This window comes from Pseudomonas sp. PVC-5-1 (assembly GCF_057444345.1).
Window position 1 is genome coordinate 4,291,232 of record NZ_CM172024.1, and the last position, 24,537, is coordinate 4,315,768.

The window sequence follows — 24,537 nt, forward strand, 5'->3', positions numbered from 1 at the left end:
GCGATGGGCTGCAAGGCAGCCCCAACAGGTAGAAATCAGAACAACCAGTGATACAACAGGTACACCACCACCGCCGCCAGCACCGGCCGCAGCACGCGGTAGGCCTTGGGGTTGGCGCGCTTGAACTGCTTGACCTGGCTACTGATCCGGTTGCTGAAGCGCTTGCTCCAGGCGTAGGCCTGGTTGATCCCGCCAACGCGCTCGTCATCAGTATTCTGCGGCGCGGTGGCACGGCCGAGGAAGGCGCTGACCTTGCGGTTGATGCGAGTCATCAGCGGGCTGCTCAGCGGGCGTTCGATGTCGCAGAACAGGATCACCCGGGTAACGTCGGTCTCGTTCTTGACCCAGTGCACGTAGGTTTCATCGAACATCACGTCCTCGCCGTCACGCCAGGCATATTCCTCGCCATCGACGTAGATGCGGCAAGCATCGGAGTTGGGGGTGGACAGGCCCAGGTGGTAGCGCAGGGAGCCGGCGAACGGGTCGCGGTGCGGGTTCAGGTGGCTGCCGCCGGGCAGCAGGGCGAACATCGCACCCTTGACGTTGGGGATGCTGCTGACCAGCTCGACGGTGCGCGGGCACAGGGTTTCGGCAGAAGGCAACGGTTTGTCGTACCACTTCAGGTAAAAGCGCTTCCAGCCTTTCTTGAAGAACGAACCGAAGCCGGCGTCGTTATCCTTCTCCGCGGCGCGGATGTAGCCCTCGTCGAACAGGCGCATGGCCTCTTCGCGGATTTCCTGCCAGTTGTCCTTCAGCACGTCCAGCTCGGGGAAGCGCTGGCGGTCCAGGTAGGGCTTGGACGGTACGCCGGAGAACAGGTACATCAGGCTGTTATAAGGGGCGAACAGCGCCGAATGGTTGACGAACTGGCGCAACACCGGCAAGCGAGCCTTGCCGCGCAGGTGCACGAACAGCACGCTGCCAAAAAACACCAGCAAGACACCCGCCTTGGCTGCAAAGGAAAAGGTCATGCTTTCACTCCTTGAGGAAGAAACAGGGCTGCGCGCCCTGCTCTCCGATAAATCATCCTGCCATCATAAACTGATGCCGCCAGGGTAAAAACAGCCCGGGCAGCAACTCAATCATGAAGATTTTGCAATAAACCAAGCCGCCGAACGTTGCGCGGGATCAGCGGCAAGGCCGATTACTGCTGGTTTTCCTGCTCGCTGAACATGTCGCTGAACAGCATGCTCGACAGGTAGCGCTCGCCGGAGTCCGGCAAAATTACGACGATGGTCTTACCCTGCATTTCCGGCTTTTCGGCCAGGCGCACGGCCGCCGCCATCGCCGCACCACAGGAAATGCCACAGAGGATGCCCTCTTCCTGCATCAGGCGGATGGCCATGGCCTTGGACTCTTCGTCAGTCACCGTTTCCACCTGGTCAACGATCGACAGGTCGAGGTTCTTCGGCACGAAGCCGGCGCCGATGCCCTGGATCTTGTGCGGGCTGGGCTTGAGCTCTTCGCCGGCCAGGGTCTGGCTGATCAGCGGCGAGGCCACTGGCTCCACCGCCACCGACAGGATCGCCTTGCCCTGCGTATGCTTGATGTAGCGCGAAACACCGGTGATGGTGCCGCCAGTGCCGACCCCTGCCACCAGCACGTCGACCGCGCCGTCGGTGTCGTTCCAGATTTCCGGGCCGGTGGTTTTTTCGTGGATCGCCGGGTTGGCCGGGTTTTCGAACTGGCCCGGCAGGAAGTACTGGGCCGGGTCGGAGGCGACGATTTCATTGGCCTTCTCGATGGCGCCCTTCATGCCCTTGGCCGGGTCGGTCAGCACCAGCTCGGCGCCCAGAGCCTTCAGCACCTTGCGGCGCTCCAGGCTCATGGATGCGGGCATGGTCAGCATCAGCTTGTAGCCACGGGCTGCGGCGACGAAGGCCAGGCCGATGCCGGTGTTGCCCGAGGTCGGTTCGACGATGGTCATGCCCGGCTTGAGCTTGCCGCTGCTTTCGGCGTCCCAGACCATGTTCGCGCCGATGCGGCATTTGACCGAATAGCCCGGGTTACGCCCTTCGATCTTGGCCAGGATGGTCACGCCGCGCGGGGCAATGCGGTTGATCTGCACCAGCGGCGTGTTACCGATGGAGTGGGCGTTGTCTGCAAAGATACGGCTCATGGCAGGGGTCCTTGGCATGAAAAAAAGCAGGGAAAGACCTCAAGGGTAAGCCCGGGCCGGTGGCCCGTAAAGCCTGTTCGAACTCACGCGGACTCGTTGCGGTCAACCGCATATCCTGCGTTGGAGACACTTCGATGAGAGCCCGTTATCGCTGGCCGCTGATCGGCCTGGCCAGCCTGATCGTGCTGTTGCTGGCGCTGCACCTGGCCCTGCCCTATCTGGTGCGCGACTACCTCAATGACAAACTGGCCGACATGGGCGACTACCGTGGCCAGGTGGCCGATGTGGACCTGGCCTGGTGGCGCGGCGCGTACCAGATCAACGGGCTGAAGATCGTCAAGACCACCGGCAAGGTGCCGGTACCGTTTCTCGATGCACCGCTGATCGACCTGTCGGTGAGCTGGCACGCCCTTTGGTACGACCGCGCAGTGGTTGCCGAAGTAATATTCGACCGGCCGGAACTCAACTTCGTCGATGGCGGCAACAAACAGAACTCGCAGACCGGTCAGGGCACCGACTGGCGCCAGCAACTGGAAAAACTGCTGCCGATCACCCTGAACGAGGTTCGCATCGACAACGGCGTGCTGACTTTCCGCAACTTCAACTCCAAACCACCAGTCAACCTCAAGGCCACTCAGCTCGATGCCAGTATTCGCAACCTCACCAACATTCGTGACGAAAAGGGCCGACGTGATGCCAGCTTCGATGGCACGGCGCTGATCGTAGGCGATGCCAAGGTGGAAAGTCGCGCCACCTTCGACCCGTTCAGCGATTTCGACGACTTCGAGTTCCGCCTGCGCGCCACGGGTATCGAGCTGCGCAAGCTCAATGACTTCGCCAGCGCCTACGGCAAGTTCGATTTCAATGCCGGGCACGGCGATGTGGTGATAGAGGCCGAGGCGACCAACGGGCGATTGAACGGGTATATCAAGCCACTGTTGCGGGATGTGGATGTGTTCGACTGGCAGCAGGATGTGCAGGAGAAGGACAAAGGCTTCTTCCGCTCGGTCTGGGAAGCGCTGGTAGGTGCAACCGAGACAGTATTGAAGAACCAGCCGAAGAACCAGTTCGCGACCCGGGTAGAGCTCAGCGGCAGCGTGCACAAACAGGATATCAGCGCCTTCGAGGCGTTTCTGCAAATACTGCGCAACGGGTTCATCGAGGCGTTCAATGCGCGGTATGAGCGTGATGCGCCGGATTCCGACTAGGATCGAGTGACGGGGCATTCAGGGACTGAATACCTGGTCTGCGTTTCCAGTCGGCGAACCCCGCGTTATAGTCGGTGACAAATCAAAATATGTGCTGCCTGTTCCGGCCCTATCGCCGGCAAGCCAGCTCCCACAGGATCCCCACAGTTCTCAAGACCTGTGCTGTACCTGTGGGAGCTGGCTTGCCGGCGATAGGGCCAGAGCAAGCTACCCTCAGAGGACAGACCCATGAAGTTCGAAGGCACCCGCGACTACGTCGCCACAGACGACCTGAAACTGGCGGTAAACGCGGCCATCACCCTCGAACGCCCCTTGCTGGTCAAGGGCGAACCCGGCACCGGCAAGACCATGCTTGCCGAGCAGTTGGCGGCCTCGTTCGGTGCGCGCCTGATCACCTGGCACATCAAGTCCACCACCAAGGCCCACCAGGGCCTCTACGAGTACGACGCGGTCAGCCGCCTGCGGGACTCGCAGCTGGGCGTGGACAAGGTCCACGATGTGCGCAATTACCTGAAAAAGGGCAAGTTGTGGGAGGCCTTCGAGGCCGAGGAACGGGTCATTCTGCTGATCGACGAAATCGACAAGGCCGACATCGAGTTCCCCAACGACCTGCTGCAAGAGCTCGACAAGATGGAGTTCTACGTCTACGAAATCGACGAGACCATCAAGGCCAGACAGCGCCCGATCATCATCATCACCTCCAACAACGAAAAGGAGCTGCCAGACGCCTTCCTGCGCCGCTGCTTCTTCCACTACATCGCCTTCCCCGACCGCACTACCCTGCAGCAGATCGTCGACGTGCACTACCCGAACATCAGCCAGTCGCTGGTCAGCGAGGCGCTGGACGTGTTCTTCGACGTGCGCAAGGTACCAGGCCTGAAGAAAAAGCCGTCCACCTCCGAACTGGTCGATTGGCTCAAGCTGCTGATGGCCGACAACATCGGTGAAGCGGTGCTGCGCGAACGCGACCCGACCAAGGCCATTCCACCGCTGGCCGGCGCGCTGGTGAAGAACGAGCAGGACGTACAACTGCTCGAGCGCCTGGCCTTCATGAGCCGGCGCGGCAACCGCTGACGGGAGCCGGGCCATGCTGCTCAACCTGTTCAATGAAATGCGCGCGGCCAAGGTGCCGGTGTCGGTACGCGAACTGCTCGACCTGCACCAGGCCCTGCAAAAGCGCGTGGTGTTCGCCGACATGGACGAGTTCTACTACCTCGCCCGCGCCATCCTGGTGAAGGACGAGCGCCACTTCGACAAGTTCGACCGCGCCTTCGCCGCCTACTTCAAGGGCCTGGAGAACCTGGACCGGCACATCGAAGCGTTGATCCCCGAAGACTGGCTGCGCAAGGAATTCGAGCGTTCGCTGACCGACGAGGAACGCGCGCAGATCCAGTCGCTGGGTGGCCTGGACAAGCTGATCGAGGAGTTCAAGAAGCGCCTCGAAGAGCAGAAGGAGCGTCACGCCGGCGGCAATAAGTGGATCGGCACCGGCGGCACCAGCCCGTTCGGCTCCGGTGGCTTCAACCCCGAGGGCATCCGCGTGGGCGAGGCCGGCAAGCGCCAGGGCAAGGCGGTGAAGGTGTGGGACCAGCGCGAATACAAGAACCTGGACGACCAGGTGGAGCTGGGCACGCGCAACATCAAGCTGGCCTTGCGCCGGCTGCGCAAGTTCGCCCGTGAAGGCGCCGCCGAAGAGCTGGACATCGACGGCACCATCGACCACACCGCGCGGGATGCCGGGCTGCTGAACATCCAGATGCGCCCCGAGCGGCGCAACACGGTGAAGCTGCTGTTGCTGTTCGACATCGGTGGCTCGATGGACGCCCACGTCAAGGTCTGCGAAGAACTGTTCTCGGCGTGCAAGACCGAGTTCAAGCACCTGGAGTACTACTACTTCCACAACTTCGTGTACGAGTCGGTGTGGAAAAACAACCTGCGCCGCACCTCGGAGCGCTATTCCACCTTCGACCTGCTGCACAAATACGGCGATGACTACAAGGTTGTGTTCGTTGGCGATGCGGCCATGGCGCCCTACGAGATTACCCAGCCGGGTGGCAGCGTGGAGCACTGGAACGAAGAAGCCGGTTATGTGTGGATGCAGCGTTTCATGGAGAAATTCAGGAAGATCATCTGGATCAACCCGTACCCGAAGCAGGCCTGGGACTACACCGCATCGACCCACCTGGTGCGGGACTTGATCGAAGACAAGATGTACCCGCTGACCTTGCAGGGGTTGGAGGAAGGGATGCGTTACCTGTCCAAGTGATTTTGCCAGTGCCGGCTCTTTCGCGGGTAAACCCGCTCCTACAGGTCCCGCACAGGCCTCCCGGCTTGCGCCGTACCTGTAGGAGCGGGTTTACCCGCGAAGAGGCCGGCAGCCTTATCGCCAACGGTCCAGGTAAGCCTGCTGCTCCCGCCACGCCTCATCCTGCACCACCGCCCGGAACCGCACCACCGCGCCCGGCATGCACTGCGCCAGTTGCGCCAGCGCCAGCGGCGTCAATGCCCCCAGCCGCGGATAACCGCCAATGGTCTGCCGGTCATTGAGCAACACGATCGGTTGCCCATCCGGCGGCACCTGCACCGCCCCCAGCGGAATCCCCTCGGAAATCATCGGCGCGCCCTGGTAGACCAGCTGCGGCCCCAGCAGGCGGATGCCCATGCGGTCGGCACGGCTGTCCAGCGTCCACTCGCGGTTGAACGCCTCGAACAGGCTGGTACCGCTGAAGTCACCGATCTGTGCGCCGATCACCAGGTCAAGCACAGGCTTTTGTGCGCACTGTGGCCGCAGCGCTGCCGGTACCTCACGCAAGGTCGCTGAAGCGCTGGAAAATGCCAGCAGCTGGCCTTTGCCTAGCGCAGAGCCCTGGCCATCGATACCGCCCAGTTCTTCCCGCACGACCGTGGCACGGCTGCCCAGCACATCCTCGCCCAGGAAGCCGCCAGGTGCTGCCAGGTACGCCCGCACGCCCTGCTTCGGTTGTTTCAGGGTCAACCGCTGCCCCTTGGCCAATGCAAAGCTGCGCCAGGGCGCCAGCGGCTGATCATCGACCCGCGCATCCAGGTCGGCACCGGCCAGGGCCAGCACACAATCCTGCTCTGCGACCACACAGAAACCACCTAGCGCCACCTCGACCACCGGCGCCGCCAACGGGTTGCCCAGCAGCCAGTTGGCCCAGTGCATCGCCACCCAGTCCAGCGCCCCGCCCTGGGTCACGCCCAGGTGGCGTACGCCGAAGCGCCCGGCATCCTGCAACTGGCACAGCGGCGTACTGGACTCGATCTTCAACTGCTTCATGCTTGTGCCTCCACATCACCGCCCAACGCCACGAACTCGCTGCGCGAAACCGGCACGAAGCGCACCCGGTCACCGGGTTGCAACAGGCTGTAGCCCTCGCGTTCACGGTCGAACAGGCGCACCGGGGTACGCCCGATCAGGTTCCAGCCACCCGGCGATACCGCTGGATAGGCCGCCGTCTGGCGCTCGGCAATGCCGACGCTGCCGGCCGCCACGCGCTTGCGCGGGGTGCTAAGGCGCGGGCTGGCCAGGCGTTCGTCCACCAGGCCCATGAAGCCGAAACCGGGGGCGAAACCCAGGGCGAACACCGGGTACTCGCGCTCGCTGTGCAAGCGGACCACCTCTGCTTCACTCAAGCCACTGCGGGCCGCCATCACCGGCAGCTCCGGGCCGACACTGGCGTCGTACCACACCGGGATCTCATGGCGGCGGCCACCGCTGCCCGTGTCTGGCTGCAAGCCCTCCAGCGCACGGATGATCAGTGCCCTCGCCTCACCCGGTGGCAGGTCGAACTGCACCATCAGCGTGGTGTAGGACGGCACCAGGTCCAGCAAGTGCTTGCCGAACGCCGCGTGCAAGCGCTGGCTGGCGGCAAGCATCCACGGCATGTTGCCCTCGTCGATACCATCGAACAGGCGCACCATCAGGCTGTCGATGGCCACGACTTCAATACGGGGTTTCATCGCGACTCCAGGGCATCGAGAGCCTGGCGAATCTGCCGCACAGCCGCCACCGAACTGTCGTTGTCACCGTGCACGCACAGGGTGCTGGCCGCCAGCCTCAACGCACTGCCATCGTCCGCCACCAGCGTGTCGCCACGGGCCAGGCGCACGGCCTGCTCCACCACCAGCGCCGGGTCGTGGTGCACCGCACCGGGCAGGCGCCGCGACACCAGGTGCCCGCTGGCGGTGTAGGCGCGGTCGGCAAATGCTTCGAACCACAGCGGCACGCCAATTTCATCGCCCAGGGCCTGGGCGGCGCGGTTGTCGGCAGTAGCCATCAGCATCAGCGGCAGGCCGCCGCCATAGGCCGCCACAGCCTCCAGTACGGTACGCAGCTTGAGCGGGTCGGCCATCATGTCGTTGTACAGCGCGCCATGGGGTTTCACGTAGGCCACACGGCCGCCCAACACTTTGCAGATGCCGTCCAGCGCACCGATCTGGTAATGCAGCAGGTCGCGGATTTCCTCCGGGCTGCAGGCCATGGAGCGGCGGCCGAAGCCGACCAGGTCCGGGTAGGCCGGGTGCGCGCCGATGGTCACCCCGTGCTCCAGTGCCAGGGCCACGGTCCGGCGCATGATGCCGGGGTCACCGGCGTGGTAACCGCAGGCAATGTTGGCGCAATCGATGTAGGGCATGACCTCGGCATCCAGGCCCATGCGCCAGCTGCCAAAGCTCTCGCCCATGTCGCAATTGAGTAGCAGGCGTTCCACTGCACGGCCTCCGTTGTCGTTGTTCATATGCCTACCTTAACGCGCCTGCAGCTGTTTGCCGCGGGTTTCCGGCAGGCTCAGCGCCGCCACGATCACCACCCCGTAGGACACGGCGGAGAACACGCCGATACCCAGGCCCAGCGGTACTTTCTGGCCGAGCACGCCGATCAGCAGCGGGAACAGTGCCGCGATGACCTTGCCGATGTTGTAGCAGAAGCCCTGCCCCGAACCACGGATACGCGTGGGGAACAGTTCGGTGAGGAACGCGCCCATGCCGCTGAAGATACCCGAGGCGAAGAAGCCCAGCGGGAAGCCCAGCCACAGCATCACGCCGTCGCTGACCTGCATTTGCGTGTACAGCAGCACGATGACGAACGAGCCCACGGCGAACAGGATGAAGTTCTTCTTGCGACCCAGCAGGTCGGACAGGTACGCACTGACCACATAGCCGACGTAGGAGCCGACGATCACCATGGCCAGGTAGCCACCGGTGCCCACCACGCTCAGGCCGCGCTCGTTCTTGAGGAAGGTCGGCAGCCACGAGGTAATGGCGTAGTAGCCGCCCAGCGCGCCGGTGGTCAGCAGGGACGCACGCACGGTGGTCCAGAGCATGCCCGGGGCAAAGATCTCGTAGAACTGCGCAGGTGCCTCGGCGTTTTCCACCGCCTTGGCCTCGCGGTATACCTCGGGGTCCTTGACCAGGCGGCGGACGAAGATCACGAAGATCGCCGGTACCAGGCCCAGCAGGAACAGCGCGCGCCAGGCCTGCTCGGCCGGCAGCCAGGAGAACAGCAGCGCGTAGAGGATGGCGGTGAGGCCCCAGCCAAGGGCCCAGCCGGACTGCACCATGCCCACCGCCTTGCCACGGTCCTGGGCGCGGATCACCTCGCCGATCAGCACCGCGCCGGCGGTCCACTCACCGCCAAAGCCGAAGCCCATCAGGGTACGGGCGATCAGCAGCTGTTCGTAGTTCTGGGCGAAGCCGCAGAGGAAGGTGAAGAAGGCAAACCACACCACCGTCAGTTGCAGGGTGCGCACGCGGCCAATGCGGTCGGAGAGAATGCCGGCCACCCAGCCACCCACGGCCGAGGCGATCAAGGTGCTGGTGTGGATCAACCCGGCTTCGGTGGTGGTGATGCCCCACAGCATGATCAGCGTGGGGATGACGAAGCTGAGCATCTGCGTGTCCATGCCGTCCAGGCCATAGCCGATCTTGCAGCTCCAGAACGTCCGGCGCTGCTGTGAGTCGATGTCGCGATACCAGGCGAAAGGCCCGGACGAAGATGGGGAACTGACCTGCTGCTGCACGCCGGTGGGGTTCATGCTTGCCTCGGCTTGTTGGTATTGTTTTATGGGCGACAATGAGTCGCGGCCTGGCTGCCATTGTTCAGAGGCCGCGCCATTTGCGTCCAACGAGAAAAACCGCCGGTCTGGAACAAGAAAAACTGATCATGAACCTTCGCTTCCTCGAAACCTTCGTCTGGGTCGCCCGGCTCAAGAGCTTCCGCCTGACCGCGGAAAAGCTGTTCACTACCCAGGCCTCGGTTTCCAGCCGCATCGCCGCGTTGGAGGCCGACCTGGGCGTGAAGCTGCTGCTGCGCGACTCACGTGGCGTCAGCCTGACCCCGGAAGGCGGCAAGGTGCTGGAATATGCCGAGCGCATGCTGGAAACCGCCAAGGCCATGAAGCAGTCGCTGGACAGCGACCGGGCCAAGGTCGGGCGCATCCGTATCGGGGTGATGGACACGGTGATCCACACCTGGATGAGCGCACTGGTAGCGGAGCTGACCGAGCGTTACCCGCAGGTGGAGATCGAACTGGTGGCCGACACTGCGCTGAACCTTCGCGAGCAATTGCAGAAGGGCTTTCTCGACGTGATCCTGCAGACCGACCTGCTGCGCGAGCAATCGATCCGCAGCCTGGACCTGGCGCGCTACCCCATGGGTTGGGTGGTGGCCGCCGGCTCGCACCAGCACCGCGACTATGCCTCGCTGGCCGAGCTTGGGCGGGAACGCATCATCACCTTCTCGAAGAACTCGCGGCCGCACCAGGAAGTGCTGAGCCTGCTGCAGGGCGCGGGGGCCGAAACGCCACGGCTGAACTGCGTGAACTCGGTGGCGGCGATTACCCGGCTGTTGCGTGACGGTTTTGGCATTGGTGCGTTGCCGCCGGCGCTGGTGGATGCCGAGTTGAGCCGGGGTGAGCTGGTATTGCTGCAAGGGCTGCAACCGCCGCCGAGCCTGGAGCTGGTAGTGGCCTGGCAGACCGGGGTGGCGTTGGTGGATGAAGTGGTCGGGGTTTGCCGGCAGGTGCTGGAGCGGTATGCGCGGGATGTGGGTGGGCAGCGGATTGTGTTGGTCTGACTGATTGGCTTTGTCTGTGCTGGCCTCTTCGCGGGCTTGCCCGCTCCCACAGGTACTGCATGGCTCTCAAGGCCTGTGATGATCATGTGGGAGCGGGCAAGCCCGCGAAAGGGCCGGCACAGGCACTGCAAAAATCAGCGCCAGCTCTCTTTCACCGCCCCACGCCGCCCGCCCAGGATCACCCAGCCAATCGCCAGCAGCAGGCTCTCGACCACGAAGGCCAGCACAAACCCTGCACCAAGCCCCCAGCCAACCGCCTCGGGCACCAGCAGGATCTGGTAGCTGTAGCCATTGAGGGTTTCTTCGCGCAACTGCGGGTCGGCCTGCACCAGCACGTGCCAGGTACGTTGCGCCCATGGCGCTTGCAGCGCCTGCCATTCGTTTTCCAGCAGTTCGTTGCGGATCATCAGGCTTTCGATGCTGTTGGCATCACTGTTGAACACTGGGTCGTCGCTGCTGCGGTAATGCCGCAGCAGCGCCTGCAGGTCGCCATTGAAGAAGCGTTCGGCGGTCTGCCGGAAGCCGTCGAGCGCCTCGCGTGATTCGAACAGGTGCGCCTCGACCCGCTGGCTGTAGTCCTTCACCAGCCCCGGGACCTGGATACCGGCCAGCAGGCCGAAGGTGAACAACAGCAACCGCAGGTAACTTCTGAACATGCCGCGTCCTTAGCTCTGGCCGTGCGCCACGCACTCGCCGTGCCGCCACAGGGCCCACTGACCCGGCTCGTAACGCTGCCAGGTCTCGTTCTCGGTCAAGGCCTCGGTGGCGATCACCGTGACCACGTCGTTAGGGGTGGTTTCGGTGTGAAAATCGACGATCAGGTCGACGTCCTTCAACCGCGCCGCACCAAAAGGTGCCCGGCGGGTAATGTGCACCAGCTTGGTCGAACAGAAGCAGAACAGCCAGTCGCCGTCGCTGAGCATGCAGTTGAACACGCCCTGGCCGCGGTAGCCGGCACAGGCTTCGACCAGCACCGGCAGCAGCTGTTCCACCGGAACGGGCTCGGGGAAGGCGCTGCGAATGCGGTTGAGCAGGTCGCAGAAGGCCGCCTCGCTGTCGGTATCGCCCACCGGCCGGTAGAAACTGGCCTGGCCCTTGAAGTCGCCCAGCTGGCCATTGTGCGCGAAGCACCAGTTGCGGCCCCACATCTCTCGCACGAACGGGTGGGTGTTGGACAGGCATACCTTGCCGACGTTGGCCTGGCGTATGTGGCCAATGACCACTTCGCTCTTGATCGGGTAACGCTGCACCAGGTTGGCCACTTCCGACTCGCTGCTGGCAGCCGGGTCCTGGAAAAGGCGCAGGCCACGGCCTTCGTAGAAGCCGATGCCCCAGCCGTCACGGTGCGGGCCGGTACGACCGCCGCGCTGCATCAGGCCGGTGAAGCTGAAGACGATATCGGTGGGGACGTTGGCACTCATGCCCAGCAGTTCGCACATAGGCGTGTCTCCGCTTACAGACGGGGCTCGACCCGGCCGCTGCCGCGGGAGACGGCTGGGGCGACAGGGGGTGGCGCATCACGGTAACGGTCGCGGCGCTCTGCTGCCAGCGGGGCCTGGGCGCCGAGCTGGTCATCTTCGGCAGCCTGGCGCTGGGCAGCAGCCTCGGCCTGCGCGCGGCGCTCGCGGGCGCGTTTCTCCAGCGGAAAGCGCAGCAGCACGAAGAGGAAATACAGGGAAAACGCGCCCATGCCGTACATGGCGAAGTCGGAAACCGCGCGCCAGGCGTTGTTGCCGACCTTGAAGGCGACGTCGAGGGCGGTGATGGCAATCGCCGGGGCGAAGCTGTCCTTGACCGGGTCGACGATGGTCGGGGTCAGCAGCAGCACCGCCAGCACCACCCGCAGCGGTTCGCGCAGCCAGCGCCACATCCAGCCGGTGAGCTTGAAGCCCACCATCAGGCAGCCCAGGGCGGCAACGGCGTAAAGGCCCCAGGCGAGGGTGTAGTCGTTCTCGGTCATGGTGTTCGTGCAAGCCAGGCAAAGAGATGCCTATGATAAACACTTTTCCGGGCGCAGACAGTGTTTGCCTGTGCCGGCCTCTTCGCGGGCTTGCCCGCACCCACAGGTTCACCACAGATCTTGAAAGCTGTGCGGTCCCTGTGAGAGCGGGCAAGCCCGCGAAGAGGCCGGCACAGGCAACCCCAATCAAGAGATCCTCAATGCCAACCAAGCCCCAACCCCCGATTGCCCGCCAGGCCCAGGCCACCGACCCGTATGCCTGGCTGCAACAGCGTGACACCCCCGAGGTGCTTGCCTACCTGCAGGCCGAAAACGCCTACCAGGAAGCCTGCCTGGCCGACCAGGCGCCGCTGCGCGAACAACTGTTCGAAGAGATCAAGGGCCGCATCCTGGAAACCGACCTGTCGCTGCCGGCGCCCTGGGGCCCCTACCTGTACTACACCCGTACCACCGCGGGCGACGAGTACCCGCGCCACTACCGCTGCCCGCGCCCGGCCGACGACTCCAACACGGTCGATGAAAGCCAGGAGCAACTGCTGCTCGACCCCAACGCCCTGGCCAATGGCGGTTTCCTGTCCCTCGGCGCGTTCAACGTCAGCCCCGACCACCGCCTGCTGGCCTACAGCCTGGACACCAGTGGCGACGAAATCTTCACCCTGTACGTGAAGGACCTGGCCAGTGGCAGCGTCACCTCCCTGCCCTTCGACGACTGCGACGGCAGCCTGACCTGGGCCAACGACAGCCAGACGCTGTTCTTCGCCGAACTGGACGAGACCCACCGCCCGTGGCGCCTGCGTCGCCACACCCTGGGCAACGACGGCGCGCAGACCGTGTTCGAGGAGCCCGACGGGCGCTTCTTCCTGCACTGCTACCGCACCAGCTCCGAACGCCAGCTGGTGCTGCTGCTCAACAGCAAGACCACCAGCGAAGCCTGGGTGCTGGATGCAGAGACACCGCAGGCTCCGTTCACCTGCCTGGCGCCACGCGTAGAGGGCCACGAGTACTTCCCCGACCACGGCCAGCTCGACGGCCAGTGGCGCTGGTTCATCCGCACCAACCAGGACGGCATCAACTTCGCCCTGTACCACGCCCCAGTCGCACCGGTGCCCAGCCGTGAGCAATGGCAGGTACTGGTAGCGCACCGCGACGCGATCATGCTCGAAGGCCTCAGCCTGAATGCCGGCGCGCTGACCCTGAGCCTGCGCGAAGGCGGCCTGCCGATCATCGAGGTACGCCCGCAGGGCCTGGCACCCTACCGCGTCGAACTGCCCGACGCGGCCTACAGCCTGTACGTGCAGGACAGCCTGGAATTCGCCAGCCCACGCTTGCGCCTGCGCTACGAAGCACTCAACCGCCCAGCCCAGGTACGCCAGCTGGAGCTGGCCAGCGGTGCCCAGGCGGTGCTCAAGCAAACCCCGGTGCTGGGGCCGTTCGATGCCGACGACTATGTCAGCGAGCGCCTGTGGGCTACCGCAGCGGACGGCACCCGGGTGCCGATCAGCCTGGTGCGCCGCCGCCAGGACCTGGGCCAGACCGTGCCGCTGTACCTGTATGGCTACGGCGCCTATGGCGAAAGCCTCGACCCGTGGTTCTCGCACGCGCGCCTGAGCCTGCTGGAGCGCGGCGTGGCCTTTGCCATCGCTCATGTGCGTGGTGGTGGCGAACTGGGCGAAGCCTGGTACCGCGCCGGCAAGCAGGAGCACAAGCACAACACCTTCAGCGATTTCATCGCCTGTGCCGAGCACCTGGTCGCCGAGGGTGTCACGGCTGCCGACCGCCTGGCCATCAGTGGCGGCAGCGCCGGTGGCCTGCTGATGGGCGCTGTGCTCAACCTGCGCCCCGAGCTGTTCCGCTGTGCGATTGCCGAAGTACCGTTCGTCGACGTGCTCAACACCATGCTCGACCCCGAGCTGCCGCTGACCGTGACCGAGTACGACGAATGGGGTAACCCTGAGGAGCCGGAGGTGTATGAGCGGATCAAGGCCTATGCACCGTACGAGAACGTGAAGGAACAGGCCTACCCGGCGATGCTGGTGGTGGCGGGCTACAACGACAGCCGCGTGCAGTACTGGGAAGCGGCCAAGTGGGTGGCGCGGCTGCGCACGCGAAAGACCGACGATAACCTGCTGCTGCTCAAGACCGAGATGGGGGCTGGGCATGGCGGGATGAGCGGGCGGTATCAGGGGCTCAAGGATGTGGCCTTGGAATATGCGTTCGTGTTTGGTGAGCTAGGTCTGGCTTGAGAGAGCCGGGGGCGCTTTGCGCCCCTTTCGCGACACAAGGCCGCTCCCACAGGGATCGCGCATGTCCTGAATCCTGCGCGATCCCTGTAGGAGCGGGTTTACCCGCGAACACGGGCGAAGCCCGTGCCATCCACCGCGGCGTCTGCTTCGCGGGTAAACCCGCTCCCACAGAAAACCGGGGCAGCCGGCTGAATTCAATCATCCTGCACCGCCGGCTTCGGCGGGTCCTGGCGCAACCCCGGCAATGGCTGGTCCTTCGGTGGCCCGGGCACCGGCATCGGCGGTAACAGTGGCGCCCCCGGCTGGCTGTCATAGGCCTTGGGCGGCGTACTCGGGGTAATCTGCGGATATGGCGTAGGCGTAGGCGTACCCGGTGCACCGGGCACCGGCGTGCTCAACCGGGGTGGCGTGCTGGCAGCTTCGGCCATGGGCAGGCCGGCCAACAACAGCACAACGAGGATCGCGCGAAACATCAGCAACCTCCTGTCGGGAACCTTCCTACAGGCTACGCCTAAATCAAAGCTTTCGCCTGTCCGCCTGCCCCGCAAGCGCGCTAGACTCAGCGCATAACCGTCATTTGCCTGATCAGAACAAAGGAAACACCATGAGCTCCACCTCTTCCGCCGCCGCCACCGCGCGCCTGGACCGCATCCTGGCCGATGCCAAGCGCGACAAGGAAATGGGCTACCGCGACAAGGCCCTGAAAATGTACCCGCACGTCTGCGGCCGCTGCGCCCGCGAGTTCTCCGGCAAGCGCCTGAGCGAGCTGACCGTGCACCACCGCGACCACAACCACGACAACAACCCGCAGGACGGCTCCAACTGGGAGCTGCTGTGCCTGTACTGCCACGACAACGAGCACTCGCGCTATACCGACCAGCAGTACTTCAGCGAAGGCTCCACCAGCACCCCGAGCATCGCCAAGGCCACCCACAACCCGTTCGCCGGGCTGGCGGGCATGCTGAAGAAAGACTGACCATCGATTCACCACCCCGTTGCTACCGGGCAGCCCGTATAATCGCGCTTTTTTTCGCGAAGGGCCCCGGTACGTGGCAAACAAACGATACAGCTGCATCGGCCTGTTCAACCCCAAGTCAGCAGAAAACGTCGGCTCGGTGATGCGCGCCGCGGGTTGCTACGGCGTCAATTCGGTGTTCTACACCGGCAAACGCTACGAGCGTGCGCGTGACTTCGTCACCGACACCAAGCGCGTGCACTACGACATCCCGCTGATCGGCATCGATGACCTGCAGCGCATCATCCCGCTGGGCTGCACGCCGGTGGCCGTGGAGTTGGTGGAGGGCGCGCGGCCATTGCCGGAATACACCCACCCGGACCGGGCCATCTACATCTTCGGGCCGGAAGACGGCAGCCTCAGTGCCGATGTGCGGGCATGGTGCGAAGAGACCATCTACATTCCGACCGAGGGCTGCATGAACCTCGCAGCGACGGTGAATGTGGTGCTGTATGACCGCATGGCCAAGGGGCTGAATACCCGTTCGGGGCCCAGGTTCAAATAGCCGACTGAACGATGGCGGCGGCCGACAGGTCACCTGCATACACTTCAGACGGAGACCTTGCCATGCTTGATATCCATTCGGCAGCGACATCGCAAGACAAGAACGTTCATGGCCTGGAGCGCGCCAGTTCGCTGGCTGGCGGCGCGTTGATGGTCAGCAAGGGGCTGCGCCACGGCGGCCTGGTCGGGTTGTTGCAGATCGCAGTTGGCGGCCTGGCACTGGCTCGGGGCTTCAGCGGGCATTGTGCGACCAAGGCCTGGTGGCAGCGGCACCGCCAGGAGTATCACCGCTTGCGTTCGGACATCGAGCGCAGTGCTGCGGAACTGAAGGCGTTGAAGGCCAGTGCCGAGGCGGCGACGCGCGGGGTGACGGTAACCGGGAAGGATCCGTTGGCTGGCAGTTGAGTTTTGCACTGCCTGTGCCGGCCCTTTCGCGGGCACGCCCGCTCCCACAGGGACCTCATGGCTGTCGGAACATCACTGGCCTGTGCCGACCTCTTCGAAACTTGCGCGGCACCTGTGGGAGCGGGCGTGCCCGCGAAAGGGTCAGCACTGGCAATAGAGAGGCCTAGCGCAACGCCTTGCTCTGCAACACCTCTGAGCGCCGCCCCAGCACGTTCTCGCTGATCTGCACGAAGTCTTCGGTGCTGACGCTGGGCAGGCGCATCAACCCGCGTGCCACATCGTCCAGCGAGCGTTTGGCCTGAGTGTGGATGCGGATTTCCTTGTCCAGCGCTTGCAACAGCATCACCCCGCGCGCCACCTGCGCCGGGGTGGCATGCTCGCCCTTGAGCCGGGTGACCTTGGCGCCCTGCTTACTCAGGCGCGCTTGCCAAGCCTCGTAACGGTCGTCACTCACCCCGCCCGAGCGGCGCAGCAACTCGCTGGCATAGTAGTCGTTCAGGCTTTCCACCAGCCAGTCACTGCCATCACGCCCATGGATCTGCGCAAACAGTTGCACCACTTCGCGCAGCAACGGGCTGCTGCCATTCTCGCTGACCATCGGCCGGGCACTGTGCAGGTACAACGAGCCCTGCGCGGCAGTCGCCCCACGCCACATGCCGTCGCGAGCGCCGACCAACAGTAGCTTCGGCGGGTTGCGCGGGAAAACCGCCTGCAATTGCGGCCAGACAAAGGTCAGCATGGTCAGGTTGTCCATGCGCCGCATACCCTGCCCCACCGGTGCGGCCACGGTGACCTCGGTTTCGCCCAGGCGGGCGCGGCGGCTGCCCAGGTCGCCGGCGAGCATCCAGCCTGTGGGGCGGTCGAACAGGCGCGAAACGTTGTCGATGCGGAACTTGTCCTTGCCGATGCGCGGCCAGGAGGTCTCAATGCTCTTCCAGCCATCCGGCAGGTCGAACGCCAGCCGCGCCACCAGTTCGGTGCCATCCTGCTGGTCGAGGCGCGCAGGCGGCACCAGCTGGTCGCCGAGGAACAGCGCCCAATGCGGGGTGATGCGCGATGAATAGGCGCCGCTGCCGCGTTTCTGGTCCAGCTGCACGCGGTAGCTGAGGCTGGTCTTGCCGGCCGCCGGTTGCCACACGCCGCGCTGGCCCTGCAACTGCCATTGGCCATCAGCCTGGAAGCCGCTGTAGGCCCCAGCCTTGCCCAGGTCGAAATTCAGACTGCGCACGGCACTGCCTTCGGCCAAGGTTAGGCGGACCTCCGCCTGGCCGCTGGCTGGCAACAGGCGCACCTGATAGTCGAGGTCGACCTTTTTCGCCCAGGCCGGCGAACTGGCCATCAGGCCCAACAGCAACAACAGCTGGCAACGCATACAGAAACTCCTTGTTTCCCCGTGGCAGCGGGCCGCGCCGGTCAGCTGGCGCGGAAGATCAGGTGGTCTTCCCAGTCGTCTTCGTGCACATCGTGTTCACTGAGCATGCGCCCCGACTGGGAAATGCGCTGTTCATGGACCTGCTGGCGATCACCGCAGACCAGGTGGTGCCAGGCCGGCAGGTCCTTGCCCTCACTGACCAGGCGGTAGCCGCAGGTACTCGGCAGCCACTTGAACTGGTCGGCCTTGCCCGGGGTGAGCTGTATGCAGTCAGGTACCTGGGCGAAGCGGTTGGGGTAATCGCTGCACTGACAGGTGTGAAGATCCAGCAGTTTGCAGGCGATGCGCGTGTAATAGACGCTGTTGTCGTCCTCGTCCTCGAGCTTTTGCAGGCAGCACAGGCCGCAACCATCACACAGCGACTCCCACTCTTGCGGGCTGAGTTGCTCGAGGGTCTTGCGCTGCCAGAACGGCGCGTTTTCAGCGATCATGACACGGGTTTCCTGCATTCATCTTGGGGCCACGGCGCGCGGCGGCGCCAGTCTAGAGCCTGGCCTTCGGCAAAGCCAGACCGCTTGTCAGTCGCGACGCGACGCAGTAGCGTGCGCGTTTACCGCCCTTTTGCAGGAGCCGCCATGAGCGCCACCCCCCGCATTGCCGATTACGCCATCAACGAGCAGTTCATCAACCGCTGGTCGCCACGTGCCTTCACCGCCGAGCCGATCAGCGAGGAAACCTTGCTGAGCTTCCTCGAAGCTGCACGCTGGGCGCCGTCGGCGAACAACTCGCAACCTTGGCGCTTCCTCTATGCCCGCCGTGACACGCCGAACTGGGAGCGTTACCTGAACCTGCTGGTGCCGGCCAACCGCAGCTGGGCGCAACAGGCATCGGCGTTGGTGCTGGTGATTTCCAAGACCACCTACGCCGCCCCGGGCGCCACGGAAGAAAAGCCGGCGCTGTGGCACACCTTCGACACCGGCTCCGCCTGGGGGCACCTGGCCCTGCAAGCCAGCATCAGCGGCTGGCATACCCATGGCATGGCCGGTTTCGACCAGGAGCTGGCGCGTCAGGAGTTGAAGGTTCCTGAAGGCTACGTGCTGCATGCCATGGTGGCAATCGGCAAGCTGGGCGATAAGGCCAGCCTGAACGAAGCGCTGCAGGCGCGTGAAGTCCCGAGCCCGCGCAAGCCACTGAGCGAGCTGGCTGCCGAGGGTGATTTCAGCCTGTAAGCCTTGCATTGGCTGTACTGGCCTTTTCGCGGGCTCGCCCGCTCCCACAGGTACAACACACCCTTCGAGGGCGGCGCAATACCTGTGGGAGCGGGCAAGCCCGCGAAGAGGCCGGTACAGGCATTACAAAATCAATAGCCCCGGGCGAAGTCCACTTCACCTCGCAACCCCTGCCCCGCCGCATACGCCCGCACATTCTCGACAAACAACCGCACCATCGCCGCCGGCGAGGTGGGTGCCGAGCTGTGCCCGGTCAGCAGCAAGCCCCACGCCGTCCAGAACGGGTGTTGCCTGGGCAACGGCTCCTGCCGGCAGACATCGATCACCGCCCCTGCCAGGTGCCCTTCCTTCAGTGCCTCGACCAGGTCAGCGTCGACCACCGCAGCGCCGCGCCCTGCATTGATGAACAGCGCCGTGGGCTGGAAGCGCTTGAACAGTGCCGCATCATACAGGTCGTGGGTTGCCGGGGTATCCGGCAGCAGGTTGAGTACGTAATCGACCTGACCCACCAGGCGCGGCAGGTCGGCCAGCGCCGCTACCTCGACGAACGGCGCCTGCTCGCGGGCGCTGCTGGCAACGCCATACAGCACCACGCCAAACGCCTGCAGGAACTCGGCCACCCGCTGGCCAATGTCGCCAGTGCCGACGATCAGCACCTTGCGCCCTTCCAGGGTCCGCCCCGGGCGGTCGTCCCAACGACGCTCGACCTGGCTGACCAGCCGCGACAGCACCTCGCGCTCATGGCCGAGCATGTAGGTGAGCATGTACTCGGCCATCACCTGGCCAAAGATGCCCACGGCGCGGGTCAGGCGATAGTCGCGCGGCAGGCCCTCGGCCAGCAGCGGGGTGATACCGGCCCAGGTGGACTGGATCCAGCCCGGCTTGTGGCCTTGGCGCAACAGGCTTGCCAGCAGGTCCGGCTGGCCCAGCCACACCGGGCACTGTGGCGCCTGGCGTGCCAGTTCGGCGGAGTCGCCGCTGGTCAGGACTTCCAGCTCAGGCGCGGCTGCGCGCAAAATCTCGGCGTATCGAGCATGATCATGCTCAGCAATCAGTACTCGCATGATCAGGCAGGGTCGTTACGGCGCAGCAACTCTTCGGGCAGGTGCTCGATGTAGTCGTCTTCCGGCGGCGGCATCTGCAGGTGATAACCCTGGTTGTCGAGGTTTTCCAGCACCTTGGCGATGTCCTCGCGGGCCAGCTTGCGCTCGGGAGTCAGCACCAGGTCGAAGGCGTGCACGGGGGTGCCGAAGAACGGCAGCAGGCCTTCGGGCACGCGCTCCAGGCCGTCGGCCTTGAGCACGTACAGGTACATTTCGTTCTTGCGGGGGCTCTTGTAGATAGAGCAAATGCGTTTCATCGGGTCTCTCCGGCGCCTGCGAGGCTGTCCAGCAGGGCCTGGCCCATACGCTCACGGCGCCAGCCGCGCAGCGAATCGGGCAATTGATAGGGGCCATTGGGGTAGCCACTCTTGAGCAGCGCTTCCAGGGCTTTCTTGCGCAGCATCAGCTCGGGGGCAATGCCCAGGCGCTCACCTTCGGCCTGGCCGATGGCACGCAGCTGCTTGAGGATGCCGCTGGCCTCGATCGGCAAAGGCTCGGGCAAGGCCTGTGGCCATTGCTCGGCTGGCAGGCTGGCGGCACGCTTGATCAGCTGGATGAGGAACTCACCGTCCTGACGAATGGTGCGCGGATGCATCTCGTCGATCTTGGCCAGCGCCGACAGGTTGCTCGGCTGGCTCTTGGCCATAGGCCACAGCGAGTGCTCCTTGAGGATGCGATTGCGCGGTACGTCGCGGTTGCGCGCTTCACGCTCGCGCCAGGCACACAGCTCACGCAGCACTGCCAGTTGCTGGGGGGCCAGCTTCCAGGCCAGCTTGACGTCGCGGTACAGGCTTTCGGGCTCGACTTCGCGGCGCAATGCGGCCACCAGCTCGGCGCCGTCCTCCAGCACCCAGGCGTACTTGTCGTCACTCAGGCGCGGGCGCAACACGGTGAACAGCTCGGCCAAGTGCACGGCATCCTCGGCGGCATAGCTGACCTGGGTTTCCGAGAGCGGGCGCTGCAGCCAGTCGGAGCGGGTTTCGCCCTTGGGCAAGTCAATACCCAGCACATCCTGCACCAGGCGCGAATAACCCATGGAGAACCCCAGGTTCAGATAACCGGCCGCCAGTTGGGTGTCGAACAGCGGCTGTGGCAGCTTGCCGGTCAGGCGCAGCAACACTTCGAGGTCTTCGCTGCAGGCGTGCAGCACCTTGACCACGCCACTGTCATCCAGCAGTTCGGCCAGGGGTTGCCAGTTGCCGATCAGCAACGGGTCGATCAGGAAGGCACGCTGGCCATCGCCGATCTGGATCAGCCCGGCTTTCGGGTAGAAGGTGTCGACCCGCATGAATTCGGTATCGACGGCGACAAAGGGCAGCTGGTGCCAGTCGCGGCAGTGTTCGGCCAGGCTCTGGTCGTCACGGATCCAGTGTATTTCGATGGCCACGAGGCTCTCCCACTAACATTGGCGCGCAGTATATACGGCGCGGGCACTGCTGGTGAAACCCGGGCCATCCTTGATATCGATCAGCGGTGCTGTTGTGCGTGTTCAGGCAGCAGCAACTCTCGTGCGCAAAATCCGCAAGCTTCGCGATCCCTGTGGGAGCGGGCATGCCCGCGAACACCGGCGAAGCCCGTGCCATCCACCGCGTCGCCTGCTTCGCGGGCATGCCCGCTCCCACAAAGACCGCGCAAGCTAGCGGTTTTTGAATGCGCTTTGCCTCACCGCTTGGCCGCCAGCCATGGCCGGCAGCTGGCGAACATGTCCAGCGATTGCTGGTAGACCTCGGTACGCACCTGCAACAGGCCGAGCATCGAGTGGAACAGGTTGTCCTGCGACAGCGGCGCATCGCTGAGCTTGGCCAGGCAGTCGGTGTCGACGCCGAAGTCCTCCTTGTAGCTGTCGGAGAACCAGGTCAGCAGCGGCACGTGCTTCTGCTGCTCGGGGGCGATAGCGTAAGGCGTGCCGTGCAGGAACAGGTTGTACTCACCCAGCGACTCGCCATGGTCGGACAGGTAGATCATCGCCGTGTCGACCTTGTCCTGCTTGCTGCGCAGGGTGTCGATCAGCGAGGCCAGCACCTTGTCGGTGTAGGCCAGGGTGTTGTCGTAGCCGTTGACGATTTCCTGCTCGCTGCACTGGTCCAGCGCGTTGCTCTGGCATACCGGGGCAAAACGCTGGTCGGCACCGGGGTAACGCTTGAAGTATTCAGGCCCGTGGCTGCCCATCTGGTGCAGCACCAGCACGGTGTCCTTGTCGAGGTTGTCGATCAGCTCACCCAGGCCCTGCAGCAGGATCTGGTCATGGCATTCACCATCAGCGCACAACTGCGGGTCCTGGAGTTTGCTGACATCGATGAACTGCACGCGGTCGCAGGTGCCCTTGCAGCCCGACTGGTTGTCACGCCACTGCACCGCCAGGCCGGTACGCTGGAGGATGTCCAGCAACCCTTCGCGGTTCTTCGCCACGCGGGCATCGTAGTCCTTGCGCTTCATGCCAGAGAACATGCACGGCACCGAAACGGCGGTTTCCGTGCCGCAGGAGTGCACATCGGAGAACGCCAGCAGGCCCTGTTCCCTGGCAAGGTTCGGTGTGGTATCGCGGTTGTAGCCAAGCACGCCGAAGTGGTCTGCCCGCGCACTTTCGCCCACCACCAGCACGGTCAGCGACTTGCGTTCGTGCTTTTGCCAGGCGGCATCACGCTTGGCATCTTCGCCATAATGCTGGAAGGGCCGCGATGCGGTACCGACGCGCTCGCTGACATAACCGATGGAGGCACCCACGATATTGCTGGGGGTGAGCATCAGGCGCAGTTCGTGGTGGTTGCGAAACAGCGACGACAGGCCCTGGTAGTTGACCAGTGCCACCGAGCCCAGGGCCACCACGCAGGCACCGCCAACCACCAGCTTGCCGAGCAGTTCACGGTGCCAGGCGCGATAGGCGATCGGCGCCTTCCACAACAGCACCGAAGGCACTACACCGAGGCCCAGGATATACAAGGCAAACTTCAACGAAAGCAGGTCACGCACTTCCGCCACGTTGGTTTCCGCGATATTGCGGAACATGCCCGCGTCAATAAGTACGCCGTACTGGTTCATGAAGTAAGCCACGCCCGCGCCGCTCATGAACAACACGACAAGTATTGGCTTCAATATATAACGGAAGGCGAACAACGTGAGGATCAGGTTGAACGCGAACAGCATCAGCACGGCAAACGCCAGGCTCAGCCAAAGCCCCGGCAAACCGGGCGGCACGACCTGTTCGAGATGCTGCCAGAGGAAGACATTGAAGCCTATCAGCAGGTAAAGACTGGCCAGCAGCGTGACCCATTCAGTCCGCAGGGATTTGAAGTTGAGCATCAGTGTTCGCAATCAAGAGTGATTATCAGCCCGAGGGCCTGCGCGGCACCGGGGAAACTTGGCTGAACTCTAGAAAGCGTGCCATCAATATTTTGTGAAAAAGACGCCAACAAATTCGTGAGCAGGCGCCTTTTCTACATTAAAAGAAGTTCATTCAGCGCTTGTTCAGCCTGGCAGGCGTGCCTTGGCATACGGCTCGCGGTCGATGTCCAGCACTTCCACGCACAGCTGGATATCAAGCCCGGGTTGCTCGGGGATGGCGTCACGCAACACGTCGAGCAGGCTGGTGGACAATTGCGTCTTGACCTCGGGCGAGCGCCCGCTGAGGATGGCCAGGCGCACATGGGCAAAGGCACGCTCGCCGGGCGCAGTGCCCACCCGATAGTGCTTGAAGGCTTCGGCGCGGCTTTTGATATCGGCCTCGTCGGCGAACTGGCCACTGCCGACCAGGGCATGGTTCAGGCGCAGCAGCAGGACGTCGACATTCAGCTCACGCAGGTTGTCGCTGTATTCGAGGTTCAGGTGAGGCATGGCGCAGGTTCCGGGTCACGGGGGAGATGCGACAGCCTACCCCAGTCCCCTACCTGCGCAAAGACGACTATCCTCAAAGGTCAGAACCATCCGCCAACCCCCGACAGAGGTGAAGAAATGCCAGTTCCGCATGATCTGCTCGCTGACCTGCACGTTACCGCTGATGCATTCCAGGCGCTCATGGACAAGGACCAGACGCTGCACTCACTGCACAAGGAATACAACGCAAAAGACAAAGAGGTGGTCGCTGCCGAAGGCAACGGCACCAACGACGAAACCGTCAACCGCCTGCGCAAGGAGCGCTTGCTGATCAAGGACAAGATCGAACGGATCATTCATCCGCCCAAATCCAGATAGATACCACAGGCCTGCACGGCCCCCTGTAGGAGCGGCCTTGTGTCGCGATGGGCTGCGCAGCAGCCCCGAAAATCTCGACAGAGACATAGATTCTGGGG

The 24,537-nt window shown here is 64.0% G+C and carries 27 protein-coding genes; 10 read left to right on the forward strand and 17 right to left on the reverse strand.

All coding sequences use genetic code 11. The features are described from left to right. Window positions 1–35: 35 nt before the first annotated feature. Both AC2T3R_RS19610 and cysK read right to left on the reverse strand, forming a co-directional pair. On the reverse strand, window positions 36–971 hold the full coding sequence (locus tag AC2T3R_RS19610; RefSeq protein WP_013973745.1) for an aspartyl/asparaginyl beta-hydroxylase domain-containing protein: 936 nt from the start codon (window positions 969–971) through the stop codon (window positions 36–38). 173 nt (window positions 972–1,144) lie between these two features. Then, window positions 1,145–2,119, reverse strand: coding sequence for a cysteine synthase A (gene cysK, locus AC2T3R_RS19615; protein WP_013973746.1), 975 nt, complete (start codon window positions 2,117–2,119; stop codon window positions 1,145–1,147). 134 nt (window positions 2,120–2,253) lie between these two features. Here cysK and AC2T3R_RS19620 point away from each other — a divergent pair, with 134 nt between their 5' ends. The 3 genes from AC2T3R_RS19620 to AC2T3R_RS19630 all read left to right on the forward strand — a co-directional run bounded on the left by AC2T3R_RS19620 (window position 2,254) and on the right by AC2T3R_RS19630 (window position 5,593). Further along, complete coding sequence (locus AC2T3R_RS19620) at window positions 2,254–3,327, forward strand: DUF748 domain-containing protein (protein ID WP_013973747.1); 1,074 nt, start codon at window positions 2,254–2,256, stop codon at window positions 3,325–3,327. Between the two features lie 228 nt (window positions 3,328–3,555). After that, the gene (locus AC2T3R_RS19625) at window positions 3,556–4,401 is read left to right on the forward strand and encodes an AAA family ATPase (protein WP_013973748.1); all 846 of its coding nucleotides are present in this window, start codon (window positions 3,556–3,558) and stop codon (window positions 4,399–4,401) included. Between the two features lie 13 nt (window positions 4,402–4,414). Further along, a complete protein-coding gene (locus AC2T3R_RS19630; RefSeq protein ID WP_013973749.1) occupies window positions 4,415–5,593 on the forward strand; it encodes a vWA domain-containing protein in 1,179 nt (392 codons plus the stop codon). A gap of 114 nt (window positions 5,594–5,707) precedes the next feature. Here the strand turns inward: AC2T3R_RS19630 and AC2T3R_RS19635 are convergent, their stop codons facing one another. Genes AC2T3R_RS19635 through AC2T3R_RS19650 form a run of 4 tightly spaced genes read right to left on the reverse strand, consistent with a single transcriptional unit; the run spans window position 5,708 to window position 9,380 of the window. Beyond that, the gene (locus AC2T3R_RS19635) at window positions 5,708–6,625 is read right to left on the reverse strand and encodes a 5-oxoprolinase subunit C family protein (protein WP_486744145.1); all 918 of its coding nucleotides are present in this window, start codon (window positions 6,623–6,625) and stop codon (window positions 5,708–5,710) included. Further along, the gene (gene pxpB, locus AC2T3R_RS19640; protein ID WP_486744146.1) at window positions 6,622–7,308 is read right to left on the reverse strand and encodes a 5-oxoprolinase subunit PxpB; all 687 of its coding nucleotides are present in this window, start codon (window positions 7,306–7,308) and stop codon (window positions 6,622–6,624) included. Before pxpB ends, AC2T3R_RS19635 begins: the two co-directional genes overlap by 4 nt. Next, on the reverse strand, window positions 7,305–8,084 hold the full coding sequence (locus AC2T3R_RS19645; protein WP_423770898.1) for a 5-oxoprolinase subunit PxpA: 780 nt from the start codon (window positions 8,082–8,084) through the stop codon (window positions 7,305–7,307). The genes pxpB and AC2T3R_RS19645 overlap by 4 nt, the downstream gene beginning before the upstream one ends. 9 nt (window positions 8,085–8,093) lie before the next feature. Then, a complete protein-coding gene (locus AC2T3R_RS19650) occupies window positions 8,094–9,380 on the reverse strand; it encodes an MFS transporter (RefSeq protein WP_486744147.1) in 1,287 nt (428 codons plus the stop codon). Between the two features lie 128 nt (window positions 9,381–9,508). Between AC2T3R_RS19650 and AC2T3R_RS19655 the strand changes: the two genes are divergently transcribed. Then, the gene (locus AC2T3R_RS19655; protein ID WP_054573767.1) at window positions 9,509–10,420 is read left to right on the forward strand and encodes a LysR family transcriptional regulator; all 912 of its coding nucleotides are present in this window, start codon (window positions 9,509–9,511) and stop codon (window positions 10,418–10,420) included. Window positions 10,421–10,554: 134 nt separating this feature from the next. Here AC2T3R_RS19655 and AC2T3R_RS19660 read toward each other — a convergent pair whose 3' ends face one another. Genes AC2T3R_RS19660 through AC2T3R_RS19670 form a run of 3 tightly spaced genes read right to left on the reverse strand, consistent with a single transcriptional unit; the run spans window position 10,555 to window position 12,380 of the window. Beyond that, window positions 10,555–11,076, reverse strand: coding sequence for a DUF2937 family protein (locus tag AC2T3R_RS19660; RefSeq protein ID WP_003259551.1), 522 nt, complete (start codon window positions 11,074–11,076; stop codon window positions 10,555–10,557). A gap of 9 nt (window positions 11,077–11,085) precedes the next feature. Further along, complete coding sequence (locus tag AC2T3R_RS19665) at window positions 11,086–11,859, reverse strand: class II glutamine amidotransferase (protein WP_013973756.1); 774 nt, start codon at window positions 11,857–11,859, stop codon at window positions 11,086–11,088. Window positions 11,860–11,873: 14 nt separating this feature from the next. Further along, complete coding sequence (locus AC2T3R_RS19670) at window positions 11,874–12,380, reverse strand: hypothetical protein (protein WP_015271345.1); 507 nt, start codon at window positions 12,378–12,380, stop codon at window positions 11,874–11,876. 200 nt (window positions 12,381–12,580) lie between these two features. On the opposite strand from AC2T3R_RS19670, the gene AC2T3R_RS19675 reads away from it, so the two are divergent. Further along, the gene (locus AC2T3R_RS19675) at window positions 12,581–14,623 is read left to right on the forward strand and encodes a S9 family peptidase (protein WP_486744149.1); all 2,043 of its coding nucleotides are present in this window, start codon (window positions 12,581–12,583) and stop codon (window positions 14,621–14,623) included. Window positions 14,624–14,817: 194 nt separating this feature from the next. Here AC2T3R_RS19675 and AC2T3R_RS19680 read toward each other — a convergent pair whose 3' ends face one another. Beyond that, window positions 14,818–15,096, reverse strand: a complete 279-nt coding sequence (locus AC2T3R_RS19680; RefSeq protein WP_015271347.1) for a hypothetical protein — start codon at window positions 15,094–15,096, stop codon at window positions 14,818–14,820. A gap of 131 nt (window positions 15,097–15,227) precedes the next feature. On the opposite strand from AC2T3R_RS19680, the gene AC2T3R_RS19685 reads away from it, so the two are divergent. From AC2T3R_RS19685 to AC2T3R_RS19695, 3 genes are all read left to right on the forward strand, one after another. Next, a complete protein-coding gene (locus tag AC2T3R_RS19685) occupies window positions 15,228–15,599 on the forward strand; it encodes a YajD family HNH nuclease (RefSeq protein ID WP_003259546.1) in 372 nt (123 codons plus the stop codon). Window positions 15,600–15,672: 73 nt separating this feature from the next. After that, the gene (locus tag AC2T3R_RS19690) at window positions 15,673–16,143 is read left to right on the forward strand and encodes an RNA methyltransferase (RefSeq protein WP_015271348.1); all 471 of its coding nucleotides are present in this window, start codon (window positions 15,673–15,675) and stop codon (window positions 16,141–16,143) included. Window positions 16,144–16,205: 62 nt separating this feature from the next. Beyond that, window positions 16,206–16,547, forward strand: a complete 342-nt coding sequence (locus tag AC2T3R_RS19695) for a YgaP family membrane protein (protein ID WP_410953502.1) — start codon at window positions 16,206–16,208, stop codon at window positions 16,545–16,547. A 163-nt stretch (window positions 16,548–16,710) separates the two neighbouring features. On the opposite strand, the gene AC2T3R_RS19700 is transcribed toward AC2T3R_RS19695, so the two are convergent. Together AC2T3R_RS19700 and AC2T3R_RS19705 are read right to left on the reverse strand one after the other, a co-directional pair. Next, window positions 16,711–17,919: a hypothetical protein gene (locus tag AC2T3R_RS19700; RefSeq protein ID WP_410953501.1), complete on the reverse strand. Its 1,209-nt coding sequence runs from the start codon at window positions 17,917–17,919 to the stop codon at window positions 16,711–16,713. A gap of 41 nt (window positions 17,920–17,960) precedes the next feature. Beyond that, window positions 17,961–18,410, reverse strand: a complete 450-nt coding sequence (locus AC2T3R_RS19705) for a YcgN family cysteine cluster protein (protein ID WP_015271351.1) — start codon at window positions 18,408–18,410, stop codon at window positions 17,961–17,963. Between the two features lie 144 nt (window positions 18,411–18,554). Between AC2T3R_RS19705 and AC2T3R_RS19710 the strand changes: the two genes are divergently transcribed. Continuing rightward, window positions 18,555–19,148 (forward strand): nitroreductase family protein, encoded by a 594-nt coding sequence (locus tag AC2T3R_RS19710; protein WP_039613991.1) that lies wholly within the window; start codon window positions 18,555–18,557, stop codon window positions 19,146–19,148. A 131-nt stretch (window positions 19,149–19,279) separates the two neighbouring features. Here the strand turns inward: AC2T3R_RS19710 and AC2T3R_RS19715 are convergent, their stop codons facing one another. The 5 genes from AC2T3R_RS19715 to AC2T3R_RS19735 form a co-directional block, all read right to left on the reverse strand. After that, on the reverse strand, window positions 19,280–20,212 hold the full coding sequence (locus AC2T3R_RS19715; RefSeq protein ID WP_486744150.1) for a D-2-hydroxyacid dehydrogenase: 933 nt from the start codon (window positions 20,210–20,212) through the stop codon (window positions 19,280–19,282). A gap of 2 nt (window positions 20,213–20,214) precedes the next feature. Next, the gene (locus AC2T3R_RS19720) at window positions 20,215–20,508 is read right to left on the reverse strand and encodes a YcgL domain-containing protein (RefSeq protein WP_015271354.1); all 294 of its coding nucleotides are present in this window, start codon (window positions 20,506–20,508) and stop codon (window positions 20,215–20,217) included. Beyond that, window positions 20,505–21,638 carry a ribonuclease D gene (rnd, locus tag AC2T3R_RS19725; protein WP_486744152.1) on the reverse strand — a complete coding sequence of 378 codons (1,134 nt, stop codon included), beginning with the start codon at window positions 21,636–21,638 and terminating at the stop codon, window positions 20,505–20,507. Before rnd ends, AC2T3R_RS19720 begins: the two co-directional genes overlap by 4 nt. Before the next feature lie 275 nt (window positions 21,639–21,913). Further along, window positions 21,914–23,551: a phosphoethanolamine transferase gene (locus AC2T3R_RS19730; protein ID WP_486744153.1), complete on the reverse strand. Its 1,638-nt coding sequence runs from the start codon at window positions 23,549–23,551 to the stop codon at window positions 21,914–21,916. A 165-nt stretch (window positions 23,552–23,716) separates the two neighbouring features. Beyond that, window positions 23,717–24,082, reverse strand: a complete 366-nt coding sequence (locus AC2T3R_RS19735; protein WP_085665276.1) for a 5-carboxymethyl-2-hydroxymuconate Delta-isomerase — start codon at window positions 24,080–24,082, stop codon at window positions 23,717–23,719. Between the two features lie 117 nt (window positions 24,083–24,199). Here AC2T3R_RS19735 and AC2T3R_RS19740 point away from each other — a divergent pair, with 117 nt between their 5' ends. Further along, window positions 24,200–24,439, forward strand: coding sequence for an HP1242/YdcH family protein (locus AC2T3R_RS19740; protein WP_054573758.1), 240 nt, complete (start codon window positions 24,200–24,202; stop codon window positions 24,437–24,439). Window positions 24,440–24,537: the final 98 nt, after the last annotated feature.

Coding starts and splice junctions, on each gene's coding strand:
- AC2T3R_RS19740 (WP_054573758.1), top strand. CDS start 24,200: ATGCCAGTTCCGCATGATCTGCTCGCTGACCTGCACGTTACCGCTGAT.
- pxpB (WP_486744146.1), bottom strand. CDS start 7,308: ATGAAACCCCGTATTGAAGTCGTGGCCATCGACAGCCTGATGGTGCGC.
- AC2T3R_RS19730 (WP_486744153.1), bottom strand. CDS start 23,551: ATGCTCAACTTCAAATCCCTGCGGACTGAATGGGTCACGCTGCTGGCC.
- AC2T3R_RS19680 (WP_015271347.1), bottom strand. CDS start 15,096: ATGTTTCGCGCGATCCTCGTTGTGCTGTTGTTGGCCGGCCTGCCCATG.
- AC2T3R_RS19705 (WP_015271351.1), bottom strand. CDS start 18,410: ATGATCGCTGAAAACGCGCCGTTCTGGCAGCGCAAGACCCTCGAGCAA.
- AC2T3R_RS19655 (WP_054573767.1), top strand. CDS start 9,509: ATGAACCTTCGCTTCCTCGAAACCTTCGTCTGGGTCGCCCGGCTCAAG.
- AC2T3R_RS19715 (WP_486744150.1), bottom strand. CDS start 20,212: ATGCGAGTACTGATTGCTGAGCATGATCATGCTCGATACGCCGAGATT.
- AC2T3R_RS19685 (WP_003259546.1), top strand. CDS start 15,228: ATGAGCTCCACCTCTTCCGCCGCCGCCACCGCGCGCCTGGACCGCATC.
- AC2T3R_RS19665 (WP_013973756.1), bottom strand. CDS start 11,859: ATGTGCGAACTGCTGGGCATGAGTGCCAACGTCCCCACCGATATCGTC.
- AC2T3R_RS19630 (WP_013973749.1), top strand. CDS start 4,415: ATGCTGCTCAACCTGTTCAATGAAATGCGCGCGGCCAAGGTGCCGGTG.
- AC2T3R_RS19635 (WP_486744145.1), bottom strand. CDS start 6,625: ATGAAGCAGTTGAAGATCGAGTCCAGTACGCCGCTGTGCCAGTTGCAG.
- AC2T3R_RS19675 (WP_486744149.1), top strand. CDS start 12,581: ATGCCAACCAAGCCCCAACCCCCGATTGCCCGCCAGGCCCAGGCCACC.
- AC2T3R_RS19670 (WP_015271345.1), bottom strand. CDS start 12,380: ATGACCGAGAACGACTACACCCTCGCCTGGGGCCTTTACGCCGTTGCC.
- AC2T3R_RS19650 (WP_486744147.1), bottom strand. CDS start 9,380: ATGAACCCCACCGGCGTGCAGCAGCAGGTCAGTTCCCCATCTTCGTCC.
- cysK (WP_013973746.1), bottom strand. CDS start 2,119: ATGAGCCGTATCTTTGCAGACAACGCCCACTCCATCGGTAACACGCCG.
- AC2T3R_RS19735 (WP_085665276.1), bottom strand. CDS start 24,082: ATGCCTCACCTGAACCTCGAATACAGCGACAACCTGCGTGAGCTGAAT.
- AC2T3R_RS19710 (WP_039613991.1), top strand. CDS start 18,555: ATGAGCGCCACCCCCCGCATTGCCGATTACGCCATCAACGAGCAGTTC.
- AC2T3R_RS19620 (WP_013973747.1), top strand. CDS start 2,254: ATGAGAGCCCGTTATCGCTGGCCGCTGATCGGCCTGGCCAGCCTGATC.
- AC2T3R_RS19660 (WP_003259551.1), bottom strand. CDS start 11,076: ATGTTCAGAAGTTACCTGCGGTTGCTGTTGTTCACCTTCGGCCTGCTG.
- AC2T3R_RS19700 (WP_410953501.1), bottom strand. CDS start 17,919: ATGCGTTGCCAGCTGTTGTTGCTGTTGGGCCTGATGGCCAGTTCGCCG.
- AC2T3R_RS19645 (WP_423770898.1), bottom strand. CDS start 8,084: ATGAACAACGACAACGGAGGCCGTGCAGTGGAACGCCTGCTACTCAAT.
- AC2T3R_RS19720 (WP_015271354.1), bottom strand. CDS start 20,508: ATGAAACGCATTTGCTCTATCTACAAGAGCCCCCGCAAGAACGAAATG.
- AC2T3R_RS19695 (WP_410953502.1), top strand. CDS start 16,206: ATGCTTGATATCCATTCGGCAGCGACATCGCAAGACAAGAACGTTCAT.
- AC2T3R_RS19625 (WP_013973748.1), top strand. CDS start 3,556: ATGAAGTTCGAAGGCACCCGCGACTACGTCGCCACAGACGACCTGAAA.
- AC2T3R_RS19610 (WP_013973745.1), bottom strand. CDS start 971: ATGACCTTTTCCTTTGCAGCCAAGGCGGGTGTCTTGCTGGTGTTTTTT.